This is a genomic window from Stenotrophomonas sp. 3diitr2024 (assembly GCF_042136455.1).
Classification (GTDB): Bacteria; Pseudomonadota; Gammaproteobacteria; order Xanthomonadales; family Xanthomonadaceae; genus Stenotrophomonas; species Stenotrophomonas sepilia.
The window spans coordinates 21,422-39,087 of record NZ_JBHHMJ010000601.1 but is presented as its reverse complement, the minus strand read 5'-3'; the positions used below and the strand labels follow the sequence as shown (position 1 = coordinate 39,087).

Sequence of the window (17,666 nt, the reverse complement as noted above, 5' to 3'; positions counted from 1 at the left end):
TGTTGCTCATCCTCCGATCGAGGCCAGGTGCGGGGTCAGCCCGGTCTGGCCCTGGTGCAGTCCATGCCCGGCCGCTTTCAGGCCAAGCTGGGTGGTGATGCGTGCCAGCAGCGCGTCGTGGTCCTCATCGCGCTGCAGCAGCGGTCGCAGTGGCACGCCGAACTCGCCGAACAGGCACAGCCGCAGGTCGCCCTTGGCGGTCACCCGCAGGCGGTTGCAGCCTTTGCAGAAGTCACGCGAATACGGCGCGATGATCCCAATGCTGCCGCGATGGTCCGGATGACCGAACTCGCGCGCCGGGCCGGCATCGGCCGCGCGCGGGCGCTCGTGCCAGCCCGCGGCCAGCAGCTGCTCGATCACCCGATCGGCGCGCAGGTGGTGGCGCTGGAAATAGGCTTCGTTGTCGCCGGTGCGCATCAGCTCGATGAAGCGCACGCTGAAGGGGCGGTCACGCAGGTAGTCCATCCACTGCGGCAGCTCGTCGTCGTTCAGGCCACGCAGCAGCACCGCGTTGAGCTTGATCGCCGGCAGGCCCAACGCCTGCGCCAGGGCCAGGCCCTGCTGGATCTCCGGCAGGCGGTCATGGCCGGTGATGGTATTGAAGCGTTCGCGCTGCAGGCTGTCCATGCTCACGTTCAGCGCAGTCAGGCCTGCCCGGTGCCATCCCGGCAGCCGCCGCGGCAGCAGCGTGCCGTTGGTGGTGATGGCCACCTTGCGGATGCCCGGCACCGCCGCCACGGTGGCGATGATCTCGTCCAGATCCTTGCGCAGGCTGGGCTCGCCACCGGTCAGGCGGATCTTGCTCATCCCCAGCGCGGCAAAGGCCCGCACCAGGCGGCCGATCTCCTCCACCTGCAGGAAACGCGGGTGGCCATCGGCCTGGTAACCGTCGGGCAGGCAGTAGCTGCACCGGAAGTTGCAGGCTTCGGTCAACGACAGGCGCAGGTACGGAAAGCTGCGTCCGAAACCGTCGGTGAGTTGGCTCATGGCTGGTCCACCTTGTTGCTCCACCGTCTTGCCTGTGCCCGGAACGGCCCGGATACCCTCGCCTGCTGGAACGATTGCCAGAGTACGCGGCCTTCAGTTCCATCGGCATGACTTAAATCAATCGCGTTCGGCCCCCCGCGGAAGGCGTTGTGGCAGCATGCGGCTTTCCGTGCAGCGGGCGTGTGACAACCCTCATGATGATGAACGATTTCCAGCAACTGCTGCACGCCGCCGGCGAGCAGGCTGAACCGCAACGCCTGCTGTTCGTATTCGTGCGCGCCGAGCTGCCCGAATCGCCCACCAGCGACCAGCGCGACCGGCATGACCGCCGCGAGGGCGGCACCCTGTCGCCGGTGCTGTGCGTGGACAAGCTGCCGGCCGAGGTGCCCAGCTTCCAGGCGCTGGCGGCCGAATCGACCACCACCGGCATCGACTGGGACCTGGTGTTCGTAGCGGCGCTGGATGGCCGTGGCGGTTTCGCGCCGAACAGCGACGAAGCCGCGCGCCCGTTGCAGCTGATGGTCAACGCCATCCATGGCGGTCAGATCGGCCGCTTCGCCGCCTTCGACCGTGGCGGCGAGCCCGTTCAGTTCTATTGAGCCACCAGCTGCAGGGTCAGGAAGAAGATCACCAGCACGGTGTTCAGCCCCCAGGCCACGGTCAGCCCGCGCGCCGCCACGCCCAGGTTGGGGTTGTGCGCGGTGGGCGCCGCCCGCCAGACCGCCGGGATGATCCAGCCGGTATAGAGCAGCAGCACGGCAAATACCCCCAGCAGCAGCGTGGTGCGCTGGTTGGCCAGCGCCCAGAGGGCCACCGCCCACAGAATGTTGCTGGGAATGACGCCCTGCAGCCAGAACACACTCCACAGGCGGGAACGGCCTTGGGTGTCGGGGGTGGGGTGCAGCGAAGCGGTGGCGGTCATAAGTCTCCTTCTGTTTTAGGAAACGTGCTGAGCAAGCCTGCGCTTGGTGGCTGGGAACGTCAACCCGAGTCGCACGTCACGCTTTGGCGCCTGTAGACGCGGGCCGTGCTCGACACAGGTCGCTCCCCGCAGAGCCTGTCGTCATCGCCCCTCCCCCCCTTGTTCCCTAACGCCCCCCAACCTCGACATCTGTCGCAGATTGCACGGTGCGGGCGGACCGCCGCGCCAGCCAGCGCTGGCAGTGCTTAACAGCATGGGAGAATGCCGAAAGCGTCTCCAATCGAGTGATGTTTACAACTCTTCTGATTGGCATTGCACAGCGCCAGGGGCTCAGATGGCGTGCCACCGGAAAAGGGTGGCCGGGCTTCGAACACCCGAGTTGATGTTGATGTATGCGCTTGCCAGCCGGCGCCACCTCAGCGTGGCGCCGGCTGGCAATCCGTCTGCCGGCTATGGCGGGCGGTGCGTGGGGGCCTTCGGGCCCGCCGGACTGACATCAACCCGGTGTTCGAACCACGTACCGTCCGCCACTTTTATGAGTGGCGGCTGCCGATTGCCCTGCACGGAGCCTTGCCATGAACGAGTCGGACTTCCCGCATCTGCACGCCTACCGCAGCACCGCCGGCGACGACGGTTCGCCACAAGCCGCGCCGCCAGTGGACAGGAACACCTTCATTGCCAACCTCCACCGCATCGGCTCCGGTGCGGCGGCCGACGGGCAACCCTGGCCGGAGCGTCACCAGCTGCCCGGCCGCCTCCTGGCCCTCGCCGATGCCGATTGCGCGCTGAGCGGGTTGCGGGTGGTGCTGGAAATGCTGCTGGCGGCGGAGCGCACCCGGCAGAATGGCGAACCCGGGCAGTACGTGGGCGACCGGGTGATGGAGGGGTTGGTCATGGCCTGCCAGTCGTTGTGCGCGCAGGCGGTGGGGCGCTTGCAGCCCGAAGGGTGAATGTCATGTGCAACGCCCTTCAGCGAGAACCGCCTTCCACCCGACATGCCAGCGGCGTAGCGCCCTTCGCCGAGGGAATCGCGAGTACATTCCAGCGCTCGGCCAAGGTGCGTTCGACGCGGAAAGAAAATGACCGTGCCTCGGCGGGCATCTTCCCTTCAGAGAAGCCGATGGCTATCTCGAAGCGATCCAATCCGAAGTTCCCCGCCTCCAGTCCAGAGCCATCTTCCCGCTTCACTCCGACGTAGACGACAGGGCGCTTCACGTCCACCTTTGCTCTGGCAAGCTGGCGATCCAATTCAGCGCTGCCATCGAAGTACTGCATTCCTTCGTCGTTGGCGATAGAGCTGAGGGTCTGCTTGAACCGATTCACGCCCTCTTGGTCATGCACGCAGAACTGGATCATCTTGAAGGGCCGCTTTCCTACAGCCCATGCGCCGCCAGAGAATCCAAGTCCGACTCCAATCAGAAGTAGTGCTGTCAGGATCCTCACCATCATCAAGGCCCCAGTTTGCAGAGTGTGGCGGACAACGTCGCCGCAGGGCCAAAAATCATGACCCCAAACACATCTCCGCTCGGTCTTCTCAGGCCGCTTCCCTTGGATGAGGGAGACCGTGTCGGGGGTGAGGAATCTGGGCACGGAATGTCCTTCAGGGCACTGCACCCGCCATCGGCAGATGCTCGATCCGCCATGTCCTGGCGTAGATGAGAATTACGCTTCCGGTCGAGGTGGTCTCGATACGGAAACACTTCAGGCCGGACAACGGATAGCCGACCGCCTTCCAACGATCAAGAAGATGAGCAAGCCCCGGCTCGTCGTCCTCGACCCTGGCGAACTCTATTCCCTCCTCCCCCAGTACGCCGAAGTTCATGAGCGCCGAGCACCCGTAGGCTTCCGAGAAGCAGACGGTTGCCTGCCGGCCGTCCGGCCAGCGCACGTGGACCTTTACCTCGTCGCATACGCCAGGTTTGCTCCTGTCAATGTTGATGGCCAGCAACGTGGCGTCACACCATTCGAGCAAGTTGAAATCTTCGTTCATCCACTGGAATCCGTCAGATGCATACGACGGAGGTGCGACCCCGGTCGCCCCTTCCTCTCTCTCACCGCTCCTGGAGCTCCCCAAGATTGAGATCCCGGGCATAGGAGCGCCGACTACTGATCTGCACCGGCTTGGATGCGAAACTCCGGCCGTCCCTGCATTCAACGGCGAATTGGTAGCTCTGGGGTTCCGGCCCTGCAACGACCATCATGGGGACCGAGAATGTGCTTCCAACCGGTTTCGACGAAACTACACCTTCGCCCTCCCCGAGCATGCTCAGCTCACAATCCAGAGCGCGAACGTCACCCTGACCTGGCGGCACGCTTCCCGAGACGCGCACGATCATATCGCCACCCATTGTTGCACAGCCCGCCAGAACCAGACCGGCCATGACAGCTGCGGCACACCTCACCTTTGGCATCCTCGGATCCTCAGTACGCACTGCGACGTCTCACGCATACAACCATTCAGGTACGCATCAACCTCATCAATAGATACCCGCCATGATACGAATGTAGTCGTCGAGCGAATCCACCCGCCGATTGACTGCAATACCCCGTTCTTTCGCGAGCGATTGAAGCTCGAATATTAAAACTCCATACCCCGAGTCCCAGCCATCAGCTTCACCAGGCGACAGTTCCTTCGAAAATCGATCTCCAGGACGGAGCTTCCCGGAGGGCAAACGAAGCTCGTCTGCAACATGCTCCAGCAGCTCCACTACGGTTTCCTGATCCAGGCCACTGTCCGCATAGTATTGGTCATAGAAGCCAGTTGGCGACAGCGCCTCTCTTTCTCTCATTTTTTCTTTCATTTCCATTCGCCTCCATCCACCGCCTGCGCTGCAGCCACAATAGAGCATGGAGCCGACATCCCATAGGTCCTCCCGCACAGTCGTCACCGCGGCCCAGCAATCTTCCTGCCGAACACCAGGGTGCTTAAAGCTTGCCGGACCATCCGATCTTCCTACACGGCCCTACCATTCGTGAACACGGACCAGTGGCAAGGTCGATTTGACACATACCCGAACCCACACGACGCTCGGCGGGAAAGTGCCGAATCAGGCACCGGGAAAGGAGACCGCCACGTGCCCCTCACGCATTTCGCTTACTGGGTGAGACCGCCCAGCCACCTATAATTTTATTCCGCTGTAAACAAGGCCCAGCTCTTCATCGCGCATGACCCAGCGGCCAACATTTCCCTCCGGACACAGATAGAACTTGCCGCCATGGCTTGACGCTCGCGACCACGCGTTGCGGGCAAACTGAGGAAATCTCCGCATGACTCGCGCGTCGGACATCTCCGGCCTGCTCACCAGCCTACATTCGTCGGGCAAAGCAAGAGCCCCGCTGGTCAGGCGGAATACCAGCCACGATTCATTTGTGTCCATGTCGTGCGACTCGCGTATGTTGACTGCGTCCTCAGGCAACCATGAAGGCAACCATTTCGATTCACCGATTGCTTGCCTTGAGACGGCTTGCTTGCGGTCTGCATACTCGGTGCTGGCAACTTCCATGCAACCAGAAAGTGCGATTGACAGCGTCACGATTGGGAGCAGCTTGGGAGCGTACATCTGAGGCATCCGAGTCATCAGTAAGGGGAGTTTCCACCGGGTCGATAGCTCCAGCACATCTGCGAGCAACTCCCCGTACGGCTCATTTGCCCAGATGATCGTCCGAGGCGGTTTGCCAGCTGATCCGCAGCGGAGTCAGCGGTGGAGTCGCCCTTGATGTTTTGATCGAACCACTATAGTTGTAAAACAATCCGCTCGCATCCGTGGCTGCTGGCCCGGGAATCGCAACGCCAGTTCGAACGCCACACCATCACCATCCGGATCGGCACTCGGAATCTGGTTGCCGAATACCTCGCTCTTGTTGCTCCACTCCCAGATCGCCACATCGCGCACCGGATCGATCACCACGTGCGGTGTGCCCAGATGATCTGGCTGGACGTAGGCCAGTTCCGGAACGCCGGTACTCGGCACATTGATCAGCGCCACCGGGTAGTTGTCCAGCCAGATGGCCTGCTGTTGCGCCTGGCCCGTGGCCGAGTAGTTGCCCAGCCACTGCCCTGCTTCGTCATACAGCGTGATCTGGGCAGTTCCACCGGCAGGGGTACGCAGCACGCGCTCGCCGCGATGGTTGTAGGCGTTGCTTTCCTGCACGGCATTACCCTGCTTCACCGCGTTCATGCGGTTGGTATCGTTGTAGATGAACGTCTTGCTGCCGATGCTGGTGGTATTCCCCGCTGCGTCATGGTTGCGTACCTCGCCATCCACCGCAGCCAGGCGATGGCTGGTTGGGGGATAGGTGTAGCTGGCGGTGCCTGCCGAAGTGGTCAGCGGGGTGCGATTACCGGTGGAGTCATAATTCTCAAGCCCCCTCTTCGAAGAGGGGGCTGAAAAGGCACGCTACTCTTGTGATCCACCAGCCAAATGCTGCTTTCTCCTCAAGGCAACGAGAAAGAAGGCTGTCGCAGCTAGCAACGCGCCACACGCATCCCAGATTCGGTCAAGCCACATCATCAAAGCGAAAATGGCCAGCCACATTACAGATAGTGCAAGAAACCATCCGCGCGTCAGCTTCATAGGGATCAATACACAGTTTGAATTCCAACCATAGCGCAGACGGTACCCAATGCAACCTAATAGATTGCCGGCATCCCTTCCTCCAACTGCTGCAACGCCGGCGACAAAGGGCAAAAGCAGCGTCAGATCCGACGCACCAGATGCCGGCAAGGTCAGCCGCGTTGATAGGGGGGGCGGAAGAACCCGCAGCGCAGGCGCAGCGACCTCATGCACCATGACTTCCTGCACGGGAAGTAGGTGTTATACCTCACTACATTACCAGCACGACCTGTCGCGAGGTCGGCAGGCTGTGGCACTCCGCTGCAGACCTGACCCATCGGAAGGGCTGGCACGCGGCACGGCCCAGGGGAATGGCAATGAAGAGCAGCCGAGTGACGTTGTGGGCGCTGGCCGCGATGATGGCCGCAGTGGGCACCGCGCACGCAGGGGAAATCCAGGTGGATTGAGGCGCTTACGCACTGCAGGCCGAAGAAACGGGGTCAGGCCCGATCACCGTGGTCTTTGAATCCGGTTTCGGCCAGGGCGCGGGCGCCTGGAAGGAGGTGGTTGCGGGTCTGGGGCGCGACTACCACAGCATCACCTACGCCCGTGCGGGACTCGGCAAGTCCGGCAGCGACGGTCACCCCAAGCGCATCGATGCGCATCTGGCCGACCTCACGGCCGTGATCGATACGCTCGCACCCGGTCGCCGCGTGGTGCTGGTGGGTCACTCCTATGGCGGCCTGCTGGCCACGGAGTTTGCACGCCGCCATCCGGAGCGCCTGCAGGGCCTGGTGCTGGTGGACCCGGCCACGATGGGGCAGCGCCATGCGTTCAAGCAGGCCGACAGTGCACGCGTGCAGGCAGACGATGCCCAACTGCGGGCAATGCTGCCGCCGGCCATGGCCGCCGACTATGCCGTGCTGACCGAACAGCTGGATGCACCCGGTGCGGAGACCACGCGCACGATGCCGGACGTGCCGGTGGTGCTGCTGACTGCAACCCAGCTGGCTGCCGAACCGCTGTTCTTAGAAGAAACCGCAGCGGGCAAGGCGCTCTGGAAAGCACAGCACGCCCTGCTCTTTTCGGGATTCACGCGCGGCTGGCATCGCTACCTGGCAACCGGCCACACCCTCCAGCGCGAGGACCCTGCTGCGGTGGTGGCCGCGATTCAATCGGTCTCCGACACCTCGAAGTAGCCGTTCCAGGCAACGGCTTCCCCCTGTTCCCCGCTACTGCCCGCGCAGGCGAACCGCGAAGTACCGCGCCGGGGAAAGGCCAAGCGCCTTCTTGAACATCGTGATGAAGGCCGTCACCGACTCATAGCCCAGCGTCTCGGAAACGCGTTGTACCGGTGCGCCCGCGGCAAGTTCCCGAATGGCGATGAGCAGGTGCAGCTGCTGCCGCCAGCGCCCGAAGGACAAGCCCGTTTCCCGTTCGATGAGCCGGGTCAATGTGCGCTCGCCCAGGGCCAGGCGCACCGCCCACTGGCTGATGGTGCTGCGATCTGCCGGATCCGCCGACAGCGCCGCCGCCAACGCCCGCACCTTCGGGTGATGGCTGACCGGCAGCGACAGATGCTCGGCCGGCATCTGCACCAGTTCGTCCAGCAGCACCCGCGCCAACCGGTCGGTGTGGCTGCCATGCGGGTAGTCCAGCGGCGCGTCGGCCAGGTGCAGGATCATCTCGCGCAGCATCGGCGAGATGGCCAGCGTCACGCACTGCGTCGGCAGGTCGACGACACCGGGCTCGACGAACAGGTAGCACAGGCGCGCGTTGGCGGTGGCGCGATTGCTGTGCGGCATGCCGCCCGGGATCCAGACGCCACACTGGGGCGGCACGATCCACAGCGCGTTGGCCACTTCGCAGGTCACCGCCCCATGCAGCGCAAGAATGAGCTGGCCCTTGCGGTGCTCATGCACGGGAATCTCTGCGTCGTGCTCGGCCACCTGCAGGCGGCTGGCGACCGCCGGGCGATCGGTCTCGTCCGGGTCCAGGTCAAAGCCGGGGAGCGAAATGCGAGCCATTCTCACATTGACCTGTTTTAGCGATTGGTTGTCATTGTAGCGAAATTCGCCAGTGCGGCCGATCACTAGCATGAGCCGCATGCCCTCCCCCACCCCTTTTCGTCCCCATGTGTTCCAGGCATTCGGCCGGTTGAAAAGCCCTGCCCTCAGGACCGACCAGGAAGCAGCGCTGTTCTCGCTCAAATGCCTGCTCGCCGCGTCACTGGGGCTGTATGTCTCTCTGCGGATCGGCCTGAATCGCCCGTTCTGGGTGATCGGCACGGTCTATCTGGTGTCGCAGCCCCTTTCCGGGGCAACACTGAGCCGCGGCCTGTTTCGCCTGCTCGGTACCGTGGGTGGGGCCGTCGCCACCGTCGCGCTGGTGCCACGCTTCGCCAATGCCCCCCTGGTGCTGAGCGCCGCGCTCGCCACCTGGATGTCACTTTGCCTGTATCTGGCAATGCTCGACCGCACGCCACGTGCCTATGCGTTCCTGCTGGCCGGCTATACCACCAGCCTGATCGGGTTTCCTGCGGTGATGGTGCCGGCAGACGTGTTCACCATCGCCATCACGCGGGTGCAGGAAATCGCCATCGGCATCCTGGCCGCAACGCTGGTCCATGGGCTGGTGCTGCCGCGCCGGGTTTCGTCGCGCGTGCACGCACGGGTCGCTGCCGTGCTGGATGACGCGGAACGATGGACACGGGACATGCGCGCCGGCGCATCGGACACGGTGCTGGCGACGGACCGCTCGAAAGTGGCCGCCGACCTGCTCGAGTTGCATGTACTGTCGATCCACCTGCCCTACGACAGCGCCCACGGCGTGGCGCAGGTGCAGATCCTGCGCGCCCTGCACGACCGGATGCTGGACGTCCTGACGCTGTCCAGCGCGGTGGAAGATTCCATCGACCGGCTGCGCTCACCCCAGGCCCGCGCGATGGATTCGCCTGGCTGGCGCGAGCTGATGCAGACCGGCCTTGCCGTGCAACAGGCCGAGCTCGACCTGGCCCACGCCGACTGCCGCGTGCTGCAGGCACAACTGCACATTGCCCGCCCCGACTGGCGTCTGCATGTACCTGCCCGCCTTGCGCGACATGTGCAGGGTGCGGTACTTCACCGGGATCATCGGCTTGCCCTGCGCAGCGCGCTGGGCGCGTTCGTCGGCATCCTGCTGAGCTGCGTTCTGTGGATCGTTACCGGCTGGTCGGACGGCGCCACGGCGGTGTCCATCATCGGCACGGCGTGCGTGCTGTTCGGCACGATCGAAGCGCCTGCGCCGCATGTCATGCGCTATCTGGTGGGGTCGTTGATCGGCGTTGCCGTCGGCCTGCTCTACGGTCTGCTGATCTTCCCCGCGCTGTCCGATTTCGTCGGCCTGATTGCCGCGCTGGCGCCTGCGCTGCTGCTGTGCGGATCGTTCCTGGCCCGGCCTCCCTTCATCATGGCTGCGCTGGGTGTGGTACTGACCTTCCCGCTCATCGCCGGCCTGGGCGCGACCAATACGGTCAACATCGTCGGCGCACTCAACAACAGCGTTGCGTTGTTCATCGGTACGACGGTGGCACTGTGCAGCATGCAGCTGTTCCAGACCGCCGATGCGGGCCGCAACCGCGCACGGCTGGAGCGTTCGATCCGTCGGGATATCGCACGACACGCCGCCGGACAAGGTGATGTGACACGCGCCTGGCTCAGCCGCATGCTGGATCGAATCGGGCTGCTCGCTCCCAGGCTGCAGGGCCGTTCCAGCGCCGCGCACGACCTGCGGGCATTGTTTGCGGATGTTCGTGCGGCACGTGCATCCAGCCAACTCCGCGCACTGGACAAGTGCCGGGACAATCCGCAGGTCCGGGCGCTTCATGCACTGCTGATCGAACGCATCGCCGAGCATTTCAGGGTTCGTGCCCACCCGCCGCGCCGTATCGACACCCATCTTCTGGAAGTGCTGGACCGAATGCGCGAAGCAGTGGTTACCAGCAGTGGGGCTGATCGGGAGCATCTGTCGCACCTGCTCTGCGGGTTGCGCCGCGACCTTCTCGTACCTTTGTTCACCCACCGGCGCTGACCTCATGCTTCCTGATCTTTCGATTGACGGCGTGCTGATTCCCGGCCTGCTTGCGGTGGCCGTCGCCGCGCTGGCGCTGTCGGTACTGACCTCACGTTTCCTCGCCAGCCTCGGTCTGTACCGGTTGTTCGCCGCGTGGCCACTGGTGGGCCTGTCCCTGTTCGTGATCCTGGCGGAGCTGATGATCCGGCTCGCGCCCCTGTTCGAGAAATGAGATGAAACACACGCTTGCTGTCATCGGGCGCTGGAGCGCAACCCTGATGGTGTTCGCAATTGCCGTCGTCGCTGCACTGGCCATCTGGCATCGCTACGAAACACGCCCGTGGACGCGCGATGGGCGGGTGCGCGCCGACGTGGTGCGCGTTGCGTCGGACATGGGGGGATTGGTCACCCAGGTGCTGGTGCACGACAACCAGCGGGTGAGCGCCGGACAGCTGCTGCTGGTGCTGGACCAGCCGCGCTTCGCTGCCGCACTTGAGAAGGCCGACGCAGCGGCCAGCAGCGCACGCGCCACGCTGGCACTGGCCCGCCGCGAATCGACGCGGGACGACGCACTGGGCAACCTGGTCGCTTCGGAAACCCGCGAACGCAATGCCGCCAAGGTCGATACCGAGCTGGCCGCCGTGGCGCAGGCGCGGGCCGAACAGCGCGTTGCCCGGCTCAATGTGCAACGCACCGAGGTGCGTGCGACCACCGATGGCATCGTCACCAACCTGGACCTGCACGCGGGCGACTACCTGCAGCCGGGGGCACAGGCGCTGGCGCTGATCGACACCCGCAGCCTGCGCATCGAGGGCTATTTCGAGGAAACCAAGCTGGCCTGCATCACCGAGGGCGATGCCGCCGTGGCCCGGCTGATGGGCGACGACCACGACGTGCGCGGGCACGTGGATACCATCGCCGCCGGCATTGCCGACGATCAGCGCTCAAGCACCCACAACCTGCTGCCGGCGGTGGCGCCGACCTACACCTGGGTGAGGCTGGCACAGCGGATCCCGGTACGCATCCGCATTGACGATGCGCGGCCGGATACCCGCCTGATCGTCGGTCGCACTGCGAGTGTGACCATCACGCCCTCGGCACAGGGAACCTGCAAGTGAGCCTGCGAACACTACGCGGTGGGCTGCTTGCCCTGCTGCTGCCGATGACGGCCTGCGTGTCCGGCCCCGACTATCACCTGCCTGCGAATGCCGTCGCTGCCTCCACACGCGCGGCGCAGGCGTTCGTCTCGGGCCAGGAGGCATCGTTCAGCCACGACCCACCACCGGATCGGTGGTGGGAACTGTATGGCGACCCTCAGCTTGACGCCTACGTACGCGAAGCACTGGCGGCCAATACCGACCTGCGCGCCGCCGATGCCAACCTTCGGCGCGCCAGCGCGACCGTGCTGGAGTACCGCGCGCGCGGTGCCGTGCAAGGGGACGTGGATGCGTCGGGCACGCTCGTCCATGCCGGTGGCTACACCCAGGCGTCGGTCGCGCCGCAATCCTATGCGCTGGGCCTTCGCCTCTCCTATCCACTGGATCTTGCAGGCGGCATCCGCCGCGGCATCGAAGCCGCCAACGCCGACGCGGAGGCCATCGCTGCGGCACGCGACCAGGTCCGCGTGGTGGTCGCTGCGGCTGTCACCCGTGCCTATCTCCAGATCTGCACAAGCAATCACACGCTCGCTGCGACCCGGCATGTGCTGGCGATACAGCGCGCCACGCTGGAGGCAACCCGTCGCCTGGCTGCAGGCGGGCGTGGAACGGACTTCGATGTCAGCCGTGCCGGAGCCGCGGTCAACCGCAGCGCGGCGGCGGTACCGCACCTGCTGGCAGAACGCCAGGCCGCACTGTTCGAACTGGCCGCACTGATGGGCAAAGTCCCGGCAGACTATCCCAAGGAAGCAGGAGGGTGCCCACAGCCCCCTGAGCTGCAGCAGGCATTGCCGGTCGGTGACGGCTGGCAGCTGCTCCAGCGGCGCCCTGACGTACGCGCAGCCGAACGCAGCCTGGCCGCCGCGACTGCAATGATCGGTGTCGAGACGGCGGGTCTCTATCCGCAGATCACCTTGGGCGCCTCTTCGGGCGTGGCTGGCACACCGGCGCATCTGCTTTCCGCCGACAGTTTCGGGGCGAGCGTCGGGCCGCTGCTGTCATGGCACTGGCCCAACCGCCGCGTGGCCAAGGCCCGCATCGCAGCGGCCGGTGCCAATGCAGATGCGGCTCTTGCTTCCTTTGACGGCGCGGTGCTGCAGGCACTTCGCCAGACCGAGACTGCGCTTTCTGCCTGCACGCAGGCGCTTGAACGCGAGCGCAGCCTGGCACAGGCGCATGGGGACGCAGCGCGGGCCGCGGGACAGGCGCAGCTGCTCTACCGTTTCGGCAGGATCGATTTTCTCGATGTGCTTTCGGCCCAGGCCGCGCTGGCAGATGCGGAGTCCGCATTGGCCGCATCGCGCGCGGACCGGGTCGATCGCCAGATGGATCTGTTCCTGTCACTGGGCGGCGGCTGGGGCGCATTGGGTCCGGCCCCGGACGGGGCCCGTTGATCCTTTCCGGGGCGGCGACTGCACGTCACGCTGTGTGTTCAGGAAAGTGCCGCGCACACCCGTATTCATTCACGTTGTCTGCCCTATATTCCCGCCACAGCGCCGCATGCTGCGGCCATGACGGAGGCACATCCATGAAGACCACACGTTTGCTTGCCATCGCTTTGACCACCGCCACCGCGTTGGCTGCGGCCCCCGCCTTCGCCGATCCGCCGCACCACGCCCGCGGCAACGGCCCGCCGCCGCATGCAGGTGGCCCGCACAACCGCGATGCGCCGCCGCCGGGCTGGCAGAAGAAGGCCTGGCGTCGTGGCGACCGCCTCCCTTGGGCCGAAGTGGACCGCCGCTACTGGGTGGACGACTACGCGCGCTATGACCTGCGCGAGCCGGGCCGCGACCGGCGCTGGGTCCGGCAGTCCGATAACGAGTACCTGTTGGTGGAGATCGCCACCGGGCTGATCATCGACGCGCTGCATCGCTGACACCTCCTGCGGTGTCCCTCCGCGCGGCAGAACGCCGCGCGGAGAGATACTTCACGACCTGGGCTGTGACGATCGGCGGCGCTTATGCCCCCGACGCTGTACCTGCCTTCGCGGCCGCCCGGCATGCATGCCCTCCCGCAATGCGATATACGCGCACATCAGCGCTGTGGCAAACAGTCCCATCGCCACCAGCAGTTCGAATCCCCGATCACCGAAGAGCAGGCGGAGGGAGACCTCCAGTGAGCACAGCCTGCCACAGCGCAGGCCCTGCTCGTTGAAGCCATGGATGAGCACCAGCACGCCCATCAGCCCGCACAACGCCATCAGGGCCAGGCTTGCGATGAAGATGAAAGGTCGATGGATGCGCATGCGTTCGTCGCGGTCTTCTAGGGTGACGTCAAGCGCGACGTTGTGAGCACGCGATCGGAAGCATCCAGCTCCACCGACCAGGCTTCGTTATCCAGGCCCAGCCGGTTCTCATACCACCATCGCTGCGCACAGCGACCACTGCATCCACGGCTGGCATAGCGGGTAAAGGGAGCACCGGCGTGCTCCACCACGTCAGGTTGCCCCAGCGCCTGGAGTACTCCGGCCTTGCCCGCCCCCGGCCGAACCGAGGCAAGCGCGCGGGAATGCCACGCCGAGATTGCCGAGCAACCGGCAACGTACGCCAGGAACAGGCCGGCAAGCCCCCACATCAATGTCCTCATTGACAGATCCCCTCCTGCGCCGCGCGCCCGCGCATCATCCGCGCAGACCTTCCTCAACGTCAAACCGGCCTGTTGCGGCGCCCGTCATCCGTGCTAGCGTGCGCCGACCGATGATTCAGGATGAACACTGGGACGCCCGTCGATGGCAGGCAAGAGCCGGAAGGACAGGATCGCGCAGGAGATCGGCCTGTTCATGCAGCAGTACGCGCGCAAGGCGCAGCGCCATGCAGAACCCTGCGACCGGCCGTACGACCGGGGCTGGAAGCGCGGCTCAAGCGCTTGCCGCCCTAGGAAGTGGGTAGGCTGCTTTCCGCAGATCATGACGAGGATGACCAGCCCCGTTGCATGGGCCTGGCGCGCCATTGTCGTGACGTTCTGTATCGCGCTATGCGCCTGCGGTATGGTGATGGACAGTTCGTTCGACACCCTGCAGGAGGCGCTTGACTCCGACAGGGTGAACAAGGGGTGGATTCCCGGCTGGGTGCCGCAAGCGGCGACCGATCTGCGCGAGGTCCATGACCTCGACTCCAACACCAGCGCGCTGGCCTTCACCAAGCCTCCTGCGATACCACTGCAGCTGCCTGCGGATTGCCAGGCGACCACATTCAACAACAGTGATCCTGTTGCATTCAATCGATACTGGTGGCCTGGCAACGCGACGCTCAGTGCGTCGTACCGTGTCTTTCGCTGCGCGCCCGAATCCGGAAAATCCGTCTTCGTCGCCGTCAACACGGCCGAAGACCACGTGCTTTTCTGGCGAACCTACGCGCGCTGATGCGCGAGCGCCACCTCACTCCTCCCCAGGACCCCCATGATGCCCAACGCACGTGCACGCTCCGCCGCCCTCGCCCTTCTGCTCCCGGCGTGGCTGCCAGTCTTAGCCGCGCAGAACGCCCCTGCCGACGTCAAGGCCATCGAACAGGTGGTCGAATCGTTCCGCACCTCGCTGATCAACAAGGACAAGCCGACCTACATGAGCCTGTTCTTCTCTGACAAGCCGGAAGATATCGGCTGGCAGTTCGTTTCCGAGGACGCGCGCCTGCAGGACATCCGCAAGGCCAAGCCCGATGCGATCAAGGCGCGGCAGATTCCCGCCAACAACTTCATCGCGCTGATTGACGGGGCGGTCGCCTCGCCGAAGCCGAAGGAGGAAAAGTTCTCCAACACGAAGATCGAAACGGACGGCGATGTGGCTTCGGTGTCGTTCGACTACAGCTTCCACGACGATGGGGTGAAGACCAACTGGGGCAGGGAAATGTGGCAGCTGGTCCGGACCGAGCAAGGCTGGAAGATCTTCTCGGTGATCTACTCGATCCGCGATTCACGCAGCCCGGCCGATTGAACGTCTTGAGGACGCCGAGCGCGGATTGCGATCCATTCAGCCAGGGCATTGGCATCCGGCAAGGGATCGGGCAGAGTTCGGCCACGCGCAAGGACGCTCCCAATGACCCGCCTGCTGATCATCGAAGACAACCCCGAACTGGTTGCCAACCTGTACGCCTTCTTTGAGCCACTCGGCTATGTGCTGGACGACGCCCGTGACGGCGCCAGTGGCCTGCGTCGGGCCACGCAGAACGACTACGATGCCATCCTGCTGGACCTGATGCTGCCACGCCTGGACGGGATGGCGCTGTGCCGGAAGCTGCGCCAGGAGTTCCAGAATCCGGTGCCGATCCTGATGCTGACGGCGCGCGATCCGGTCGAAGACCGCGTGCAGGGCCTGGCGCTGGGCGCGGATGACTATCTGGTCAAGCCCTTCTCGCTGAAGGAGCTGGATGCGCGGATCAAGGCCCTGGTGCGACGCGCCCAGGGCCGCCAGGTCGACAGCGTACTGGCGTGGAAGGACCTGCAGGTCGATACGCGGTCGCCGCAGGCCTGGCGGCAGGGACGCTGCATTGCGCTGACGCCCACCTCGCACAAGCTCCTGTTGTGCCTGGTACGCGCGGCACCCTCCGTGGTCCGCAAGCAGGAGATGGAATACCTGGTCTGGGGCGACGAGCCACCGGACGGCGGCGCGCTGCGTACCCACATCCATGAGCTGCGCCTGCAGGTGGACCGCAGTTTCGACACCACGCTGATCGCCACAGTGCACAGCGTCGGCTGGCGCATGCCGGCGTGACCCCCGCCGCTCTCTACCGGCGCCTGACCCTGCGCACCCGCATCACGATTTCGTTCGTGCTGCTGATGGCCGGCGCCATGGGCTTCATCGTTCTGGCCGAACAGGTGGACTACGACCAGGTACGGGCCGCCGTCGTTGGACGCACCCAGGACAGCCAAGTACGCCGCCTGCAGGACGAACTGGCTCGTGGCCAACGCCCCGCCCTGCCCTCCGGCAGCGCACTGTACGATGCCCGGAACGTACCTGTGGTGCTGCGCCAGTATGGCCTGGGCTACCACGGCGAAGCAGCACCCAACGAGTGGCACCTGCGCGTGTTCGACAGTGGCGGACAGCGCTACTACCTGCTGCAGGACGCGGCGCCTTATGGCTATCTGGAATACCTGATCAACGCCTTTGCAGCGCTGGTCATTTCGATCTGCGTGCTCGGCGCTTTCCTGATCGGTCGCAAGGTGGCGTCGCACGTCATCGCGCCCATCACGCAGTTGGCCGATGCCGTGCAGAGCGGGCGGAAGCCCTTTCCCTGCCAGGACGCACGCGACGAGATCGGTGTTCTGGCCCGCGCCTTTGCCCGGCACAGTGATGAACTGGAGCGTTTCCTGCACCGCGAGCAATGCTTCAGCGGCGATGCCAGCCATGAGCTGCGTACGCCGCTGGCCATCATCGGCGGTGCTGCGGAAACCCTTGCCTGCCAGCTTCCTCCTGACAGCCATCTGGTTCCCAGCGCGGAGCGCATCCTGCGTACCACCCAGGAGATGCAGCGCCAGTTGTCCTGCCTGCTGTTGCTCTCACGTTCCCCCGGCTCAGTCCCGCGCAGCGAGGTGGCTTTGCGTCCGTTGATCGAGTCCTGCGTGGAGCGCTGCCAGCCCTGGCTGGCCGGCAAGCCGGTCGGCATCACAGTTGATCCCGGTCGCGAGGTAACGATGCACACCAATCCGGACCTGGTACACAGCGTGATCTGGAACCTGACGCGCAACGCCTGCCAATACACCGAACAGGGCAAGGTCCGGATCACCCTGGACACCACCGCACTGATCATCGCAGACACCGGCCCCGGCCTGCCCTCCAGCATCGACCCGCAGCAGTTCCAACGATTCGTGCCCGGGGCACCGCACAGCGGCGAAGGATTGGGACTGTCCATCGTGCAGCGCATCGTCGAACACCTTGGCTGGACAATGACGGTACAGTCCTCGGAGCGCGGCTGCCGGTTCGCCCTGCACTGGCCTGCGGCCCGCATCTGACGTATTCCTGACAGCGACGTGCACATGCTCGGGGTTGTCCCAACCTCGAGAACG

Annotated in this window: 21 protein-coding genes and 2 pseudogenes; 12 read left to right on the top strand and 11 right to left on the bottom strand. The window is 64.8% G+C overall.

The window, feature by feature from the left end; all coding sequences use genetic code 11:
* Positions 1 to 6: 6 nt before the first annotated feature.
* The gene (gene moaA, locus ABGA94_RS15740; protein ID WP_111128620.1) at positions 7 to 987 is read right to left on the bottom strand and encodes a GTP 3',8-cyclase MoaA; all 981 of its coding nucleotides are present in this window, start codon (positions 985 to 987) and stop codon (positions 7 to 9) included.
* A gap of 194 nt (positions 988 to 1,181) precedes the next feature.
* On the opposite strand from moaA, the gene ABGA94_RS15735 reads away from it, so the two are divergent.
* Positions 1,182 to 1,586 carry a ribonucleotide reductase subunit alpha gene (locus tag ABGA94_RS15735; RefSeq protein ID WP_111128621.1) on the top strand — a complete coding sequence of 135 codons (405 nt, stop codon included), beginning with the start codon at positions 1,182 to 1,184 and terminating at the stop codon, positions 1,584 to 1,586.
* Here ABGA94_RS15735 and ABGA94_RS15730 read toward each other — a convergent pair.
* Positions 1,580 to 1,909: a hypothetical protein gene (locus ABGA94_RS15730; protein WP_005416862.1), complete on the bottom strand. Its 330-nt coding sequence runs from the start codon at positions 1,907 to 1,909 to the stop codon at positions 1,580 to 1,582. The two genes, ABGA94_RS15735 and ABGA94_RS15730, sit on opposite strands and share 7 nt — an antisense overlap.
* Before the next feature lie 575 nt (positions 1,910 to 2,484).
* Here ABGA94_RS15730 and ABGA94_RS15725 point away from each other — a divergent pair.
* Positions 2,485 to 2,859, top strand: a complete 375-nt coding sequence (locus ABGA94_RS15725; protein WP_065179221.1) for a hypothetical protein — start codon at positions 2,485 to 2,487, stop codon at positions 2,857 to 2,859.
* A gap of 19 nt (positions 2,860 to 2,878) precedes the next feature.
* Here ABGA94_RS15725 and ABGA94_RS15720 read toward each other — a convergent pair whose 3' ends face one another.
* From ABGA94_RS15720 to ABGA94_RS15695, 6 genes and pseudogenes are all read right to left on the bottom strand, one after another.
* Positions 2,879 to 3,358: a hypothetical protein gene (locus ABGA94_RS15720; RefSeq protein ID WP_240431616.1), complete on the bottom strand. Its 480-nt coding sequence runs from the start codon at positions 3,356 to 3,358 to the stop codon at positions 2,879 to 2,881.
* Positions 3,359 to 3,509: 151 nt separating this feature from the next.
* Positions 3,510 to 3,899 (bottom strand): hypothetical protein, encoded by a 390-nt coding sequence (locus ABGA94_RS15715; protein ID WP_061479978.1) that lies wholly within the window; start codon positions 3,897 to 3,899, stop codon positions 3,510 to 3,512.
* Between the two features lie 487 nt (positions 3,900 to 4,386).
* Positions 4,387 to 4,716: a hypothetical protein gene (locus ABGA94_RS15710; protein ID WP_005416874.1), complete on the bottom strand. Its 330-nt coding sequence runs from the start codon at positions 4,714 to 4,716 to the stop codon at positions 4,387 to 4,389.
* Between the two features lie 312 nt (positions 4,717 to 5,028).
* Complete coding sequence (locus ABGA94_RS15705) at positions 5,029 to 5,469, bottom strand: hypothetical protein (RefSeq protein WP_375367751.1); 441 nt, start codon at positions 5,467 to 5,469, stop codon at positions 5,029 to 5,031.
* Positions 5,470 to 5,644: 175 nt separating this feature from the next.
* Positions 5,645 to 6,264: pseudogene (locus ABGA94_RS15700) on the bottom strand (RHS repeat protein); the annotation flags it as partial.
* A gap of 42 nt (positions 6,265 to 6,306) precedes the next feature.
* Positions 6,307 to 6,696, bottom strand: coding sequence for a hypothetical protein (locus ABGA94_RS15695; RefSeq protein ID WP_375367749.1), 390 nt, complete (start codon positions 6,694 to 6,696; stop codon positions 6,307 to 6,309).
* Positions 6,697 to 6,839: 143 nt separating this feature from the next.
* Between ABGA94_RS15695 and ABGA94_RS15690 the strand changes: the two are divergent.
* A pseudogene (locus ABGA94_RS15690) lies at positions 6,840 to 7,661 on the top strand (alpha/beta fold hydrolase).
* A 33-nt stretch (positions 7,662 to 7,694) separates the two neighbouring features.
* Here ABGA94_RS15690 and ABGA94_RS15685 read toward each other — a convergent pair.
* Positions 7,695 to 8,489, bottom strand: coding sequence for a helix-turn-helix domain-containing protein (locus tag ABGA94_RS15685; protein ID WP_111129125.1), 795 nt, complete (start codon positions 8,487 to 8,489; stop codon positions 7,695 to 7,697).
* A gap of 70 nt (positions 8,490 to 8,559) precedes the next feature.
* Here ABGA94_RS15685 and ABGA94_RS15680 point away from each other — a divergent pair, with 70 nt between their 5' ends.
* From ABGA94_RS15680 to ABGA94_RS15660, 5 genes are all read left to right on the top strand, one after another.
* Positions 8,560 to 10,530 (top strand): FUSC family protein, encoded by a 1,971-nt coding sequence (locus ABGA94_RS15680; protein WP_258390363.1) that lies wholly within the window; start codon positions 8,560 to 8,562, stop codon positions 10,528 to 10,530.
* A 4-nt stretch (positions 10,531 to 10,534) separates the two neighbouring features.
* Entirely contained in the window at positions 10,535 to 10,744 is a 210-nt protein-coding gene (locus ABGA94_RS15675; RefSeq protein ID WP_005416886.1) for a DUF1656 domain-containing protein, read from the top strand.
* A gap of 1 nt (position 10,745) precedes the next feature.
* Positions 10,746 to 11,630: a biotin/lipoyl-binding protein gene (locus ABGA94_RS15670; protein ID WP_111129127.1), complete on the top strand. Its 885-nt coding sequence runs from the start codon at positions 10,746 to 10,748 to the stop codon at positions 11,628 to 11,630.
* Entirely contained in the window at positions 11,627 to 13,063 is a 1,437-nt protein-coding gene (locus tag ABGA94_RS15665) for an efflux transporter outer membrane subunit (protein ID WP_111129129.1), read from the top strand. The genes ABGA94_RS15670 and ABGA94_RS15665 overlap by 4 nt, the downstream gene beginning before the upstream one ends.
* A 134-nt stretch (positions 13,064 to 13,197) precedes the next feature.
* Positions 13,198 to 13,545, top strand: a complete 348-nt coding sequence (locus ABGA94_RS15660) for an RcnB family protein (protein ID WP_065185701.1) — start codon at positions 13,198 to 13,200, stop codon at positions 13,543 to 13,545.
* A 51-nt stretch (positions 13,546 to 13,596) separates the two neighbouring features.
* Here ABGA94_RS15660 and ABGA94_RS15655 read toward each other — a convergent pair whose 3' ends face one another.
* Together ABGA94_RS15655 and ABGA94_RS15650 are read right to left on the bottom strand one after the other, a co-directional pair.
* The gene (locus ABGA94_RS15655) at positions 13,597 to 13,914 is read right to left on the bottom strand and encodes a hypothetical protein (RefSeq protein WP_005416890.1); all 318 of its coding nucleotides are present in this window, start codon (positions 13,912 to 13,914) and stop codon (positions 13,597 to 13,599) included.
* A 17-nt stretch (positions 13,915 to 13,931) separates the two neighbouring features.
* The gene (locus ABGA94_RS15650) at positions 13,932 to 14,243 is read right to left on the bottom strand and encodes a hypothetical protein (protein WP_375367746.1); all 312 of its coding nucleotides are present in this window, start codon (positions 14,241 to 14,243) and stop codon (positions 13,932 to 13,934) included.
* Between the two features lie 154 nt (positions 14,244 to 14,397).
* On the opposite strand from ABGA94_RS15650, the gene ABGA94_RS15645 reads away from it, so the two are divergent.
* The 4 genes from ABGA94_RS15645 to ABGA94_RS15630 all read left to right on the top strand — a co-directional run bounded on the left by ABGA94_RS15645 (position 14,398) and on the right by ABGA94_RS15630 (position 17,612).
* Positions 14,398 to 15,030, top strand: a complete 633-nt coding sequence (locus ABGA94_RS15645) for a hypothetical protein (protein WP_240431617.1) — start codon at positions 14,398 to 14,400, stop codon at positions 15,028 to 15,030.
* 36 nt (positions 15,031 to 15,066) lie between these two features.
* A complete protein-coding gene (locus ABGA94_RS15640) occupies positions 15,067 to 15,597 on the top strand; it encodes a nuclear transport factor 2 family protein (protein ID WP_375367744.1) in 531 nt (176 codons plus the stop codon).
* 102 nt (positions 15,598 to 15,699) lie between these two features.
* A complete protein-coding gene (locus ABGA94_RS15635; RefSeq protein ID WP_111129132.1) occupies positions 15,700 to 16,374 on the top strand; it encodes a response regulator transcription factor in 675 nt (224 codons plus the stop codon).
* Complete coding sequence (locus ABGA94_RS15630) at positions 16,371 to 17,612, top strand: HAMP domain-containing sensor histidine kinase (protein ID WP_111129134.1); 1,242 nt, start codon at positions 16,371 to 16,373, stop codon at positions 17,610 to 17,612. Before ABGA94_RS15635 ends, ABGA94_RS15630 begins: the two co-directional genes overlap by 4 nt.
* Positions 17,613 to 17,666 lie beyond the last annotated feature (54 nt).